Below are 13,192 nucleotides of genomic sequence, written 5' to 3' on the forward strand. Positions count from 1 at the left end.
AGGAGTGAGCATGTCTCAGCCCGACCCCACGCCGTCCGGCGTCGCGGACGCCGGCCTCCAGGAGGAGGTCGAACGGCTCCACGCCGAGATGGAGGAGGCGCGCCCGCCGCACGCGGGCCCGATCTCCCAGGCCGCGGCGGCCCTGGTGGCGCTCGTCGTCGGCGTCCTCGCGGCGACCGGCTCCTACGCCCTCGGGCTGGGGCGGCTCACCCAGCCCGGCCCGGGTCTGTGGCCGTTCGCCATCAGCGTCGTCATCGTCGTTCTGTCCGTGGTGCTCCTCGTGACCGGCCGCAGGCTGGAGGACACCGAACGCTTCTCGAAGTCGAGCCTGCTCACCGCGGTCGCCCTGGTGACGCTCGTGGCGCTCGCCGCGCTGCTGCCGGTGATCGGCTTCGAGATCCCCTCGCTGCTGCTGACGTTCGTCTGGCTGCGCTGGCTGGGCAAGGAGTCGTGGCGGTCGTCCATCGTGATCAGCATCGGCGCCGTGGCGGCGTTCTACGTGATCTTCGTTCTGCTGCTGCAGATCCCGCTCCCACGCCTCATCTGAGAAAGTCGCATGGACATCTCCCCGATCCTCAATGGCTTCGGCGTCGTGTTGGAGCCCACAAACCTCCTCTACTGCCTCGTCGGCGTCATCATCGGCATGCTCATCGGCGTGCTGCCCGGCCTCGGGCCCGGCGCGACGATCGCCATCCTGCTGCCGATCACGTACGGCATCGACCCCGTCTCGGCGATCATCATGCTGGCGGGCATCTTCTACGGCGCCCAGTACGGCGGCACCATCACCTCGGTGCTGCTGCGCCTGCCGGGCGAGGCGTCCTCGGTGGTCACCGTCTTCGACGGGTTCGCGCTGGCCAGGCAGGGCCGGGCGGGCACCGCGCTGGGCATCGCCGCCATCGGCTCATTCGTCGGGGGCACGGTCTCGATCATCGGGCTGACGGTGCTGGCCCCGGTCGTCGCCGGCTTCGCGCTCGACTTCGGCCCACCGGAGTACGCGGCGCTCGGCATCCTCGGCGTGCTGCTGGTCTCGGCGATCGGCAACGGCAACCGGCTCAAGGCCGTCATCGCCGCCTGCGTCGGTCTGCTGATCGCGACGGTGGGCCGCGACACGTTCACCGGCGCCGAGCGCTTCACCTTCGACAGCCTGAACCTGGCCGAGGGCATCGACTTCATCCCGATCGCGATGGGCCTGTTCGGCCTGAGCGAGATCCTCTACAACATCGAGGAGCGGCACAACCAGGTGCACTCCCCCGCGAAGGTCGGCAACGTGTGGCCCTCGCGCAAGGATCTCGGCCAGGCGAAGGGCGCCATCGGGCGCGGTTCGCTCATCGGCTTCCTGCTGGGCGTGCTGCCCGGCGGCGGCGCGGTGCTGTCGTCGCTGGCGGCGTACGCGGTGGAGAAGCGCCGCGCCAAGCAGCCCGAGCGCTTCGGGCGCGGCGCCGTCGAGGGCGTGGCCGCTCCTGAGACCGCCAACAACGCCGCGGCCACCTCGTCGTTCATCCCGTTGCTGACGCTCGGCATCCCGGCGAACGCGACGATGGCCCTGATCTTCGGCGCGCTGCTCATCCAGGGCATCCAGCCGGGGCCGCAGCTCGTCACCGAGCACCCCGACGTGTTCTGGGGCGTCATCAACTCGATGTACATCGGCAACATCCTGCTGCTGATCATGAGCATCCCGATGGTGGGCGTGTTCGTGCGGATCCTGCGGGTGCGCCCGGCCATCCTGGCGCCGATCACGGTGCTGATCACGCTGCTGGGCGCGTACACGGTGCGCAACCAGGTCTACGACATCTTCCTGGTCATCGCGTTCGGCGTGCTCGGCTACCTGATGAAGAAGTTCGGGTTCGAGCCGGGGCCGCTCGTGCTGGCGTTCGTGCTGGGCTCGATGATCGAGAGCTCGGCACGGCAGTCGCTGCTCATCTTCGGCGGCGACCCGGCCGGGTTCCTCACCCGTCCCATCTCGGGCACCGTGCTGGCCGTGGTCGTGATCGTGGCGGCCTGGCCGCTGATCCGCAAGGCGCTGCCCCGCAAGAAACCGGCCGCCGTTCCCGGCGACTCCGATCGTGTGGAGGAGAAGACCCCATGACCATCCTCGTCGGCTACCTGCCGACGCCCGAGGGCGAGGCCGCCGTGCAGGCGGGCCTGCGCGAGGGCGCGCTGCGCGGCGAACGCGTGATCATCGTGAACTCCCCGCGCCGGGGCGCCCCCGTCGACGAGCACATGGTCGGCGAGGCGGCCCGCGACGAGCTGCTGCGCCGTGCCGAGGAGGCCGGCGTCGAGGCCGAGGTACGCCAGCCGCTGCATGACGACGACCTGCCGGAGACGTTCGACCGGCTGGTGGAGGAGACCGGCGCGAGCCTCATCGTCATCGGGCTGCGGCACCGGTCGCTGGTCGGCAAGTTCGTCCTGGGCAGCGCGGCGCAGCGGATCCTCATGGAGGCCGAGGTGCCGGTGCTCACCGTGAAGGCCGCCAGGTGAGCGCCCCGGTCGCGGGCCGGGTCAGCGGGGTCACCGTGACCCCGGTCGCCTTCCGCGACCCGCCGCTGCTCAACGTCGTGGGCGTGCACCAGCCGTACGTGTTGCGGGCGATCGTCCAGGTGCACACCGACGAGGGGCTGGTCGGGCTCGGGGAGACCTACGCCGACCAGGCGCACCTCGACCGGCTCGGCGCGGTGGCCGCGGCGCTGCCCGGCGCGGACGTGTTCGACCTGCACGGCCTGCGCCGCGTCGTGACGGAGGTGCTCGGCGCGTCCACGGGCGGGGCGGGTGCGAGCTTCGGCGGCATGCTGGAGGTCTCCAGCGCGGTCGACACCGTGGCTTCGCCGTTCGAGGTGGCCCTGCTCGACCTGCAGGGCAAGGCGCTCGGGCGGCCGGTGAGCGACCTGCTGGGCGGCGCCGTGCGCGAGCGGGTGCCGTACTCGGCGTACCTGTTCTACAAGTGGGCCGGCCACCCCGGGTACGACGAGGACACGTGGGGCGAGGGCCGCACGCCCGAGCAGATGGTCGCCCAGGCCCGCCGCATGGTCGACGAGTACGGCTTCACGGCGATCAAGCTCAAGGGCGGCGTGTACGAGCCCCGCCACGAGATCGAGACCGTCGAGGCGCTCGCCGCCGCGTTCCCCGATCACCGGCTGCGCATCGACCCGAACGGCGCCTGGACGGTGGCGACCTCGATCGAGGTGGCCGCGCGGCTGTCGGGCGTCCTCGAGTACCTGGAGGACCCGACGCCAGGCATCGAGGGCATGGCCGAGGTCTCCCAGCACACCGATCTGCCGCTGGCCACGAACATGTGCGTCATCGCCTTCGAGCACCTCAAGCCGGCCGTGGCCGCCGACGCCGTGCAGGTCGTCCTGTCGGACCACCACCTGTGGGGCGGGCTGCGGCGTTCGGCGCTGCTGGGCGGCATCTGCGAGACGTTCGGGATGGGGCTGTCGATGCACTCCAACTCGCACCTGGGGGTCAGCCTCGCGGCGATGACCCACCTGGCCGCGGCCACCCCCAACCTCACCTACGCCTGCGACACCCACTACCCGTGGAAGACGGAGGACGTCGTGAGGCCGGGGGTGCTGGAGTTCCGCGACGGCGGCGTGGCCGTGCCCTCCACGCCGGGGCTCGGGGTCGAGCTGGACGAGGACGCGCTCGCCGCCCTGCACGAGCAGTACGTGACCTGCGGCCAGCGCGGCCGCGAGGACACGGCGTACATGCGCTCGATCGTCCCCGGCTTCACGCCCAACACCGCCCGCTGGTAGCGGTCAGGGGGCCTGCAGCCGCGCGCGCGAGTTGGACAGGTGCAGCCGCATCGCGGCTCGCGCGGCGGCGGCGTCGCGGTCGGCGATGGCGCGGTAGATGTTCTCGTGCTCCAGCGTCACCCGCGTGAGGTGGGTGGCGTCGGAGACGGTGTAGACGTGCTCCAGGCGGGTGCGCGGCAGCATGATCATCATGGGGCCGAGCGAGGAGAGCAGGTCGGAGTAGAACCGGTTGCCCGACGCGAGCGCGATCTTGAGGTGGAACGCGAAGTCGGCCTCGACCGCGTGCCCCGGCTGCTCGCCGGAGCGCCCGAGGTCGACCAGCGCCCGCTCGACGGCTTTCAGCTGAAGGTCCGTACGCCGCTCCGCGGCCAGCCCGGCGGCCTCCGACTCCACGCCGATACGGAACTCGATCATGTCGAGGACGTCGCGGTGGGTGCGGATGCGGGACGCCTCGACGGAGAAGGCCGTCGAGGCGGGCACGTCCAGCACGAACGAGCCGCGCCCCTGGAACGTCTCGACCAGCCCCGCCGCCTGGAGCCGCGAGACGGCCTCGCGCACCACCGTGCGGCTCACGCCGAACTCCTGGATGAGCGAGGATTCGGTCGGCAGCTTCTGGCCCGGCTGGATCTCACCGGCCAGGATGCGCGCCTTGAGCCGCTCGACCAGCTCGTGGGCGAGCCCGCGCCCGGTGTCGCGGTCGAGCTTCTCCCCTGAGCGGGGCTGGTGATCGGGCGGCACGGCTGACAATCTACTCGGCCGTCCCGAACGCGACGTCGTCCACGAGCCACTCGTGGCGGCGTTCGCTGAGCGTGAGCCCGAGACCGGGCCGGTCGGGGACGAGCATGCGGCCGCCGTCGATCCGCAGCCGCTCCTCGAACAGCGGTGAGAGCCACTCGATGTGCTCGACCCAGGAGTCGCGCGGGTAGGCGGCGGCCAGGTGCACGTGGATCTCCATCACGAAGTGCGGCGCGACCTGCAGATGGGCGTGGTCGGCCAGCGCGGCGACCTTGAGATAGGGGGTGATGCCGCCGACGCGCGGCACGTCGGGCTGCAGGAAGCCGACCGCGCGCAGGTCGATGAGGCGGACGAGGTCGGGCACACCGGTCAGCATCTCCCCCGTCGCGATCGGGGTGTCGAGCGCGGCGGCGAGCTGGGCGTGCCCCTCGGCGTCGTACGCGTCCAGCGGCTCCTCGATCCACACCAGGCCGAGCTCCTCCACCGCCCGCCCGAAACGCAGCGCGGCCGGCCGGTCCCACTGCTGGTTGGCGTCCACCATCAACGGCGTGTCCGCACCGATGTGCTCACGCACGGCCGCCAGCCGGCGCAGATCCTCCCGCATGTCCGGCTGCCCGACCTTGATCTTGATGCCGCCGATCCCGTCGGCCAGCGACGCGGCGGCGCGCTCCTTGACCTCCTCGATCGGCGCCTGGAGGTAGCCGCCGGAGGTGTTGTAGACCCGCACCGCGTCGCGGTGGGCGCCGAGCAGCTTGGCCAGCGGCAGCCCGGCGCGCCTGGCCTTGACGTCCCAGAGCGCGGTGTCGGCGGACGCGATGGCCTGCGTGGCCGCTCCCGACCTGCCCACCGACGCGCCGGCCCACGACAGCCGGTCGTAGAGGCGCCCGATGTCGGACGGGTCCTCGCCCAGGAGGTTCTCCGCGATCTCCTTGGCGTGCGCGAACTGCGCCCGGCAGCCGGCCCGCGTCGTGTAGGAGAACCCGAGCCCGGTCAGGCCGTCGTCCGTGACGATCTCGCAGGTCAGGACGTCGATCTGGGTCAGCGGCCGCTGCCTGCCCGTCGCGACCTTGGCGTCGCTGACGGCGTGGGCCAGCGGCACGGCGTAGTGGCCGAGGCGTACCGACCTGACGCGGTCGCCCACGGCGTCAGGCCTTCCCGAACTCGACGCCGTCCACGGCCCACTTGCGGCACTGCTCGCTCAGCGTGAACCCGAGCCCCGGCCGGTCCGGGACGACCATGCGGCCGTCGCGGGTCTCCAGCCGCTCGTTGAACAGCGGGTTGAGCCACTCGAAGTGCTCGACCCAGGGCTCGCGCGGGTAGGCGGCGGCCAGGTGGAGGTGGATCTCCATGGCGAAGTGCGGGGCCAGCTGCAGGCCCGCGTGGTCGGCGAGGGTGGCCAGGCGCAGGAACGGCGTGATGCCGCCGACGCGCGGGGCGTCGGGCTGGATGATGTCGGCGGCGCGGGCCTCGATGAGCCGGACGTGCTCGGCGACGCTGGAGAGCATCTCCCCCGTCGCGATCGGGGTGTCGAGCGCGGCGGCGAGCTGGGCGTGCCCCTCCGCGTCGTACGCGTCGAGGGGCTCCTCGATCCACACCAGGCCGAGCTCCTCCACCGCGCGGCCGAAGCGGAGCGCGGTCGGCCGGTCCCACTGCTGGTTGGCGTCCACCATCAACGGCGTGTCCGCACCGATGTGCTCGCGCACGGCGGCCAGGCGGCGCAGATCCTCCTTCATGTCCGGCTGGCCCACCTTGATCTTGATGCCGCCGATCCCGTCCGCCAGCGACTTCGCCGCACGCTCCTTGACCTCCTCGATCGGCGCGTGCAGGAAGCCCCCTGAGGTGTTGTACGTCCGGACGGAGTCGCGGTAGGCGCCGAGCAGCTTGGCCAGCGGCAGCCCGGCGCGCTTGGCCTTCAGGTCCCACAGGGCGATGTCGATCGCGGCCAGCGCCTGGGTGGCCACCCCGGAGCGGCCCACCGAGGCGCCCGCCCACAGCAGCGTGTCGTACACCTTGCCGATGTCGGACGGGTCCTGACCGAGGAGGTTCTCCCCGACCTCCTTGGCGTGGGCGTACTGGGCCGGGCCGCCCGCCCGCTTGGAGTAGCTGAAGCCGACGCCCTCGTGGCCGTCCTCGGTGGAGATCTCGGCGAAGAGGAAGGCGATCTCCGTCATCGGCTTCTGCCGCCCTGTCAGCACCTTGGCGTCACTGACGGGGACGTCGAGCGGAAGGGTGACGGAGGACAGGGAGACGTGGCGGATGCGGTCGGAGGCCATGGCGGATCCCAGCAGTGAAGTCGGACAAGTCGCATGTCATCGTACGAGTTGCCAAGTCATCTGACAACACGGCGCTGGACAACGTCCTCGATCGCCCCGCCTCGATCAGCCGCCGCCGCCCGGAGTCGCCGGCCGCCGAGCGCGCCACTCTCGTGCCATCTCTGACATAAGACGACCTGGAGTAATATTTCGGGAAAGGTTAGGCTAACCTAAGGCCCATGACCGAGGAGATCGCCCTCCGCGGCGCGGAGCTGCGCCTCAGCTATCACGGCACCCCCGTGGTCGAGGACGGACGCATCACGTTGCGCCCGGGCCACGTGACCGCTCTGGTGGGCCCGAACGGCAGCGGCAAGTCCACGCTGCTGCGCGCGCTGGCCAGGCTGCACCACCCCGACGGCGGCGCCGTGACGCTGGGCGACGGCGCCGACGCGCTGCAGCTGACGGCGCGCGACTTCGCCCGGCGGGTGACCCTGCTCGCGCAGAGCCGCCCCACGCCGGGCGGCGTGCGGGTCTCGGACGTCGTCGGGTACGGCCGCCACCCCTACCGGCGGCGCTGGCGGGCCGCCGACCCCGGCGGCGCGGCGGCCGTCGCCAGGGCGATGGAGCTGACCGGCGTGACGCCGATGGCCGACCGGCCGGTGGACGAGCTGTCGGGCGGCGAGCTGCAACGCGTCTGGCTGGCCACCTGCCTGGCGCAGGACACCGGCGTCCTGCTCCTGGACGAGCCGACCACGTTCCTCGACCTGCGTTACCAGGTGGAACTGCTGGAGCTCGTCCGCGACCTGGCCGACGGGCACGGCGTGGCGATCGGCGTCGTCCTGCACGACCTCAACCAGGCCGCCGAGATCGCCGACCACGTCGTGCTGCTGCACGAGGGGCGGGTCCGCGCCGACGGCCCGCCCGCGCAGGTGCTCACCGAGAGCCTGCTCAGCGACACCTACGGCATCCGCATCGAGGTCAGTCACGACCCCGGCAGCGGGGCCGTGACCACCCGGCCGATCGGCCGCCACAGCAGAACCGCCCCCGCGACGACATGACAGGAACCACCATGCGCAGCGCCCTGACGGCCCCTCTGACGGCACTGGCCGCCATCGTCCTCCTCGCCGCCTGCGGCACGACCGAGGCCCCGGTGGCCGAGCAGGCCCCCTCCGGCGGCACCACGCCGTCGGCCGCCCCCGTGACCGTGACCGACAGCCGCGGCAAGCAGATCACGCTCGACCGCCCGGCCACCAGGGTCGTCACCCTGGAGTGGGCCGAGACCGAGATGGTGGCCTCCCTCGGCGTCATGCCGGTGGGCGCGGCCGACGTGGCGGGGTACGGCGTCTGGAACACCTCCGTCAAGCTCGACCCGTCCGTCAAGGACGTCGGCAACCGGCAGGAGCCCAGCGTCGACTCCATCAGCGCCCTGCAGCCCGACCTGGTTGTCATGGAGGCCGTGCGCGACTCCGCGCTGGTCACGCAGCTGGAGTCGTTCGTGCCGGTGCTGGTGACCGAGGGCAGCGACGCGACCGGCAACCTCGCGCGCATGCGCGAGGACCTCGACATGATCGCGACCGCGCTCGGCAAGACCGCGGAGGCCGGCAAGGTGCTGGCCGAGTTCGACGCGGCGCTGGCCGAGGGCAAGCAGAAGATCGCCGCGGCGGGCGCCGCCGGTAGCCCGTTCGTCATGGCCGACGGGTGGAAGCAGGGCAGCACGATCTCGATCCGGCTGTTCGGCAAGGGCTCGCTCGTCTCCGACGTCGCCACCGAGCTCGGCCTGAAGAACGCCTGGACGGGCAAGGTCGACGAGATGTGGGGCCTCGGCACCACCGACGTCGAGGGCCTGACCACGCTCAAGGACCCCGCGATCCGCTTCTTCTACAACGCCTCCGACGGCGACGACGTCTTCGCCGACGGCCTGGCCGGCAACGCCATCTGGAAGTCGCTGCCGTTCGTGGAGAAGGCGCAGGTCACCAAGCTGCCCAACGGCATCTGGACCTTCGGCGGCCCCCTGTCCAGCCGCCAGTACGCCGACGCCCTGGTCAAGGCGTACGCGGGGTGAGCACGGACGTCCTGACCCCTCCCGGAGCGCCGCCCGCCACGCCGCTGCGGCGGCTGGGCACGGCGGGAGTGGTCCTCCTGACGCTGGCGGTCACCGTCCTGGTGGCCGCCGTGCACGTCACGCAGGGCACCTCGTCGGTGGGCGCGCTGGACCTGCTGGCGCTGCCGTTCGGCGGCAGTGACGAGGCCGCCCGCGTGCTGCTCGCCTCGCGGCTGCCCCGGCTGCTGGCCGGGGTGTGCGTCGGCGTCGCGCTGGGCGCGGCGGGGGCGCTGCTGCAGGCGGTCGCCCGCAACGCGATGGCCTCCCCCGACACGCTGGCCGTCAGCGCCGGGGCGTACCTGGCGGTCGCCGCCGCGGCCGCGTTCGGGCTGACCCTGCCGGTGGCGTTGTCGGGCGGGCTCGCGCTGCTCGGCGGGCTGGCCGCCGCGGCCCTGGTGCTGGCGCTGTCGGCGGGCGGGCGTACGGGGACGACCCGGCTGATCCTGGCCGGCTCGGCCACCGCCCTGGCGCTCAGCTCACTGACGAACCTGTTCATGATCCTTTTCGAGCAGGAGACGACCGGGCTGTTCGCCTGGGGCAGCGGCTCGCTCGTGCAGAGCGACCTGAACGCGGTCACCCAGATGGGCCCGGTGATCGCCGTGGCGCTGGCGGCGGCGGTGCTGGCCGGGCCGCGCCTGGACATCCTCGGCCTGGGTGACGACACCGCCACGGTGCTCGGCGTGAAGGTGCGCCGGCTGCGCTTGTGGCTCACCCTGCTGGCCGTGCTGCTGTCGGCCGCCGCGGTGACCGTCGCGGGGCCGATCGGGTTCGTCGGGCTGTGCGCGCCGGTGATCGTCCGGCTGCTGCCCCGGTCCATTCCCGGGCTGCACCGGCACCGGGTCCTGGTGCCGATGTCCGGGCTCGCCGGGGTGCTGGTCGTGCTGGGCTCCGACATCGCGCTGCGCGCTCTGCTGGGCGCGCAGGCCGGGGTGGAGGTGCCGCCGGGCGTGGTGACCACCGTGCTCGGCGCGGCGGTGATGATCTGGCTGGCCCGCCGCTACCGCGACGCGGGCCCGACCCGCCGTCCTCCGGCGGTCCGTACGGGTGCGACGCGGTCGCGGGCCGCGTTCACCGCCGTGGTCGCCCTCTGCGCGGCCCTGCTGGCGGGGGCGCTGGTCCTCGGCATGCTGGGCGGGGACAGGTGGCTGCTCACCGGCGACGTGGTCAACTGGCTGCAGGGGCGCAGCGGGCGGGCGCTGACGTTCGTCCTCGACCAGCGCTGGCCGCGCGTCATGGCGGCCGTACTGGCCGGGACCGCGCTGGCCGTGGCCGGTGCGGCCGTGCAGGCCGTGTGCCGCAACCCGCTCGCCGAGCCCGGCATGCTGGGCGTCACCGCGGGCGCGGGCGTCGGGGCGGTCGCGCTGCTGACGCTGGCGCCGCTGGCCGGCATCTGGACGATGTCCGCGGCGGCTGGCGTGGGCGCGCTGGTCACGTTCGCCGTGGTGTACGGGCTGTCGTGGCGGGGCGGGCTGAGCTCCGACCGGCTGGTGCTGATCGGCGTCGCCGTGCAGGCGGCCTGCACCGCCGGAACCGTGCTGATCATCGTGCTGTCCGACCCGTGGAACACCGCCAAGGCGCTGACCTGGCTGTCGGGCTCGACGTACGGCCGGGTGCCCGAGCAGTTGATCCCCGTCGCGCTCGCCCTCGTGGTGACCGTGCCGCTGCTGGCGTGGCTGCGCCGCGACCTCGACCTGCTCTCCCTGGACGAGGACACGCCGCGCATCCTCGGCGTCCCCCTGGAGCCGGTACGGCTGGCCGCGCTGGGCTGCGCCGTGCTGCTCGCCGCGGCGGCGGTGTCGGCGGTGGGGGTGGTCGGCTTCGTCGGCCTGGTGGCCCCGCACGCCGCCCGCGCCCTGGTGGGGGCGCACCACGTGCGGGTGCTGCCGGTGGCGGCGCTGCTCGGCGCGCTGCTGGTGAGCCTGGCCGACACCTTGGGGCGTACGGTCATCGCTCCGGCGCAGGTGCCGGCGGGCCTGGTGACGGCCCTGATCGGGACGCCGTACTTCGTCTATCTCCTGTGGCGCGCCCGCGCCCAGCGCGACGCCTGAGACCACGCGACGCCTGCCACCGCGACCGCCCCCATCACCGCGACGACCGCTGGCAGGCCGGTCCGGTTCGGGGTGGACGGGGGCGCGGCGGCCACCCGGGTGGGTGTCCCCAGGGCGGCGATCAGTTCGGGGGTGAGCGGCTGCATGCCCTGAGCCTTGTCGGTGGAGCGCAACGGCTGCTCACCGGCGGGAATGAGCATGTTGCCCGAGCACAACGTCGTGGCCGGCTTCCGGTCGCGGGCACCGGCGAACACCAGGTAGCGGGCGCCCTTCACGAACTCGTATCCGCAGGCCGCCCCCTGCGCCGCGGTCTCCACCTGGACCTCGGCGTCGAGCCCGCCCTTGTAGACATGGTCGGGGCGGAGCCTGGCGGTGACGCTGCCGCCGTTGAGCATGGGCTCGTCCACGCGGAGGTCGGAGACGGTAGCGGAGAAGACGGCCGCCGCGTCGCTGACGTACTGCTGCGGGGTACGCGTCGAGCATGAGCAGCCCGAGCGGGCCTCCGCCGTTCCCGCAAAAGCCATCGACAGGGACGCCACCAGGGACAACACCGCGAGTGTACGCATCATCATGTCCACCACCACGTACCGCGGACCTGATCGGTTCGCCTCCCCTGCTTCCTCCCGTCAAGAGGCAGAGGCATTATCACGCTCCGTGACGGGGCGCCGCTCTCGGCGTTCGTGCGCGCGCAGACATGCCGTATTGCTTGAATGCGCACGGGCGAATACAGGAAGAGGGCACAGAAAAATGACATGCATGCCGCCCTGGAACCCCGCGCTCAGGCCGCGAAAGACGTGAAGACCCTCTTCGACCAGCGGCGACTGGCCCGAGAACGTGATCGGCGCCCTCGACGGCTATCACGACGGCATCCACCAGTCACACGACCTCCTGTCTCGCCTGTACGAGCTGGTCGAGGAGGAACCGCCGACTCCTCGCACCCCACCCCGGATCCCGAAGAGTTCAGCAGACGATGGCGGACCGTGCGAGAGCAACAGGCCAACCGCCTGAAGGCGGACCAGGAGGAGGTGGCGGCGCACATGTCCGCCGTGCAAGACGCGGTGATCGGATCCCTGACGGCCGCGCACGAACGCTACGGCCTGATGGGCCGGCTCATCGAAGAACTGCTCGCCCACCACAGGGAAGCGCCGGTCGAGCAGAACGGAAATTCCGGCCGCGCGCCCGAGCGGATTCCACCCCGGCCTCCAGAGGAGCCGGAATTCCGGAACAAAAGTTAAATCACTCTTCCGGCGCTTGTTCCGGCGCGGCTGACATGTTCTCGCCGGGCCGTGTCGGAAGCGGCCAGGACACATTCCGGCACCGCCGGACGAGTCGCGGAACATTCCCGGCATACACGTTCCGTAACAGTCCGTGCGTCAGGCACCTTGTGGTGGTGCGGTCCGAAAGGACCGGGCGGCCGGGGTGACCTCCGCGTGAGAGAGCGGTGAACTCTTTTCGAGCAGCCTTTCGGATCACGGTGCGCGCCACCACAATGACCGCCGTGATCCGATTCCCCCTGACGCGTCTGCGTACCCTGATGCTCGCCGGTCTGACGGCCGCCGGGCTGCTGCTGTCCCCCGCCGCCGCCATGGCGCAGCCCGGGAACGTGCAGGACGCGCGCCCGCCGTACTCACTGCTGCAGATGAACATCTGCGACAGCGGGTACGCCGGCTGCTTCGCCCGCACCCAGTACCCGAAGGTCCTCGACGAGGTGGTCGAGCGCATCCAGGCCAACAACGTCAACGCGGTCACCCTCAACGAGGCGTGCAGCGGCGACGTGGCCGAGATCGCCCGGCGCACCGGCTACCACTACCGCTTCGCCACGGTCGTGTACAACGGCGGCCCGCTGGCCTGCAAGACGCCGGGCGGGCGCGGCGAGTTCGGCAACGCCGTGCTGACCAAGGAGGCGATCAAGGCGTCGCAGGACGAGCCGTACTCGGTGTTCAGCGGGGTGGAGCAGCGGCGCTGGGTCTGCGTGACGACCGCCCGCGGCGTGGACGTGTGCACCAGCCACCTGTCCACCGACGGCGAGGCGCCCGGCACCGCCAACTCCACCCAGTGCGCCGAGCTGGGCAAGGTGCTCGCCTCCCGCGGCCGCCCGACGATCTTCGCCGGCGACGTCAACCGCCGCGCCTCCTGCGCCCCCGAGGGCCACTGGACCCTGACCGACGCCGCCGCCACCCAGGCCCCCGGCATCCAGCACGCCTACGGCACCCTCTCCTCGCCCACCCTGGAACTCGAGCCCGCGACGTACACCGACCACGACGCCCTCGTGATCCGCGCCGGCCTGCCCAAGTAACCCGACGGGTG

At 72.1% G+C, this 13,192-nt stretch carries 13 protein-coding genes; 9 read left to right on the forward strand and 4 right to left on the reverse strand.

Annotation, left to right across the window (positions count from 1 at the left end):
* Positions 1-10: 10 nt before the first annotated feature.
* From ACIBP6_RS16520 to ACIBP6_RS16535, 4 genes are read left to right on the forward strand one after another with little or no spacing between them, the layout of a single operon-like run.
* Complete coding sequence (locus tag ACIBP6_RS16520; RefSeq protein WP_132612351.1) at positions 11-547, forward strand: tripartite tricarboxylate transporter TctB family protein; 537 nt, start codon at positions 11-13, stop codon at positions 545-547.
* A 9-nt stretch (positions 548-556) separates the two neighbouring features.
* Positions 557-2,086, forward strand: a complete 1,530-nt coding sequence (locus ACIBP6_RS16525) for a tripartite tricarboxylate transporter permease (RefSeq protein WP_397052911.1) — start codon at positions 557-559, stop codon at positions 2,084-2,086.
* Positions 2,083-2,478: a universal stress protein gene (locus ACIBP6_RS16530; protein WP_397052913.1), complete on the forward strand. Its 396-nt coding sequence runs from the start codon at positions 2,083-2,085 to the stop codon at positions 2,476-2,478. Before ACIBP6_RS16525 ends, ACIBP6_RS16530 begins: the two co-directional genes overlap by 4 nt.
* The gene (locus tag ACIBP6_RS16535; protein WP_397052915.1) at positions 2,475-3,749 is read left to right on the forward strand and encodes a glucarate dehydratase family protein; all 1,275 of its coding nucleotides are present in this window, start codon (positions 2,475-2,477) and stop codon (positions 3,747-3,749) included. Before ACIBP6_RS16530 ends, ACIBP6_RS16535 begins: the two co-directional genes overlap by 4 nt.
* A 3-nt stretch (positions 3,750-3,752) precedes the next feature.
* Here the strand turns inward: ACIBP6_RS16535 and ACIBP6_RS16540 are convergent, their stop codons facing one another.
* From ACIBP6_RS16540 to ACIBP6_RS16550, 3 genes are read right to left on the reverse strand one after another with little or no spacing between them, the layout of a single operon-like run.
* On the reverse strand, positions 3,753-4,487 hold the full coding sequence (locus ACIBP6_RS16540; protein ID WP_397052917.1) for a FadR/GntR family transcriptional regulator: 735 nt from the start codon (positions 4,485-4,487) through the stop codon (positions 3,753-3,755).
* 10 nt (positions 4,488-4,497) lie between these two features.
* The gene (locus ACIBP6_RS16545; RefSeq protein ID WP_397052919.1) at positions 4,498-5,625 is read right to left on the reverse strand and encodes an L-talarate/galactarate dehydratase; all 1,128 of its coding nucleotides are present in this window, start codon (positions 5,623-5,625) and stop codon (positions 4,498-4,500) included.
* Positions 5,626-5,629: 4 nt separating this feature from the next.
* A complete protein-coding gene (locus tag ACIBP6_RS16550) occupies positions 5,630-6,757 on the reverse strand; it encodes an L-talarate/galactarate dehydratase (protein WP_397052921.1) in 1,128 nt (375 codons plus the stop codon).
* A gap of 218 nt (positions 6,758-6,975) precedes the next feature.
* Between ACIBP6_RS16550 and ACIBP6_RS16555 the strand changes: the two genes are divergently transcribed.
* The 3 genes from ACIBP6_RS16555 to ACIBP6_RS16565 are packed head-to-tail and all read left to right on the forward strand — an operon-like array spanning position 6,976 to position 10,885.
* A complete protein-coding gene (locus ACIBP6_RS16555) occupies positions 6,976-7,794 on the forward strand; it encodes an ABC transporter ATP-binding protein (RefSeq protein ID WP_397052922.1) in 819 nt (272 codons plus the stop codon).
* Positions 7,795-7,805: 11 nt separating this feature from the next.
* Positions 7,806-8,798, forward strand: a complete 993-nt coding sequence (locus tag ACIBP6_RS16560; protein ID WP_397052924.1) for an ABC transporter substrate-binding protein — start codon at positions 7,806-7,808, stop codon at positions 8,796-8,798.
* Complete coding sequence (locus ACIBP6_RS16565; RefSeq protein WP_397052926.1) at positions 8,795-10,885, forward strand: iron ABC transporter permease; 2,091 nt, start codon at positions 8,795-8,797, stop codon at positions 10,883-10,885. Before ACIBP6_RS16560 ends, ACIBP6_RS16565 begins: the two co-directional genes overlap by 4 nt.
* On the opposite strand, the gene ACIBP6_RS16570 is transcribed toward ACIBP6_RS16565, so the two are convergent.
* The gene (locus tag ACIBP6_RS16570) at positions 10,846-11,457 is read right to left on the reverse strand and encodes a hypothetical protein (RefSeq protein ID WP_397052928.1); all 612 of its coding nucleotides are present in this window, start codon (positions 11,455-11,457) and stop codon (positions 10,846-10,848) included. The two genes, ACIBP6_RS16565 and ACIBP6_RS16570, sit on opposite strands and share 40 nt — an antisense overlap.
* A 408-nt stretch (positions 11,458-11,865) precedes the next feature.
* On the opposite strand from ACIBP6_RS16570, the gene ACIBP6_RS16575 reads away from it, so the two are divergent.
* Both ACIBP6_RS16575 and ACIBP6_RS16580 read left to right on the forward strand, forming a co-directional pair.
* Complete coding sequence (locus ACIBP6_RS16575; RefSeq protein WP_397052929.1) at positions 11,866-12,120, forward strand: hypothetical protein; 255 nt, start codon at positions 11,866-11,868, stop codon at positions 12,118-12,120.
* A gap of 263 nt (positions 12,121-12,383) precedes the next feature.
* Positions 12,384-13,181 (forward strand): endonuclease/exonuclease/phosphatase family protein, encoded by a 798-nt coding sequence (locus ACIBP6_RS16580; RefSeq protein ID WP_397052931.1) that lies wholly within the window; start codon positions 12,384-12,386, stop codon positions 13,179-13,181.
* The last annotated feature ends 11 nt before the right edge of the window (positions 13,182-13,192 follow it).

The sequence above is a fragment of the Nonomuraea terrae genome, from assembly GCF_044465245.1.
Taxonomy (GTDB): Bacteria; Actinomycetota; Actinomycetes; order Streptosporangiales; family Streptosporangiaceae; genus Nonomuraea; species Nonomuraea terrae.

Coding starts and splice junctions, on each gene's coding strand:
- ACIBP6_RS16520 (WP_132612351.1), top strand. CDS start 11: ATGTCTCAGCCCGACCCCACGCCGTCCGGCGTCGCGGACGCCGGCCTC.
- ACIBP6_RS16525 (WP_397052911.1), top strand. CDS start 557: ATGGACATCTCCCCGATCCTCAATGGCTTCGGCGTCGTGTTGGAGCCC.
- ACIBP6_RS16530 (WP_397052913.1), top strand. CDS start 2,083: ATGACCATCCTCGTCGGCTACCTGCCGACGCCCGAGGGCGAGGCCGCC.
- ACIBP6_RS16550 (WP_397052921.1), bottom strand. CDS start 6,757: ATGGCCTCCGACCGCATCCGCCACGTCTCCCTGTCCTCCGTCACCCTT.
- ACIBP6_RS16555 (WP_397052922.1), top strand. CDS start 6,976: ATGACCGAGGAGATCGCCCTCCGCGGCGCGGAGCTGCGCCTCAGCTAT.
- ACIBP6_RS16560 (WP_397052924.1), top strand. CDS start 7,806: ATGCGCAGCGCCCTGACGGCCCCTCTGACGGCACTGGCCGCCATCGTC.
- ACIBP6_RS16570 (WP_397052928.1), bottom strand. CDS start 11,457: ATGATGATGCGTACACTCGCGGTGTTGTCCCTGGTGGCGTCCCTGTCG.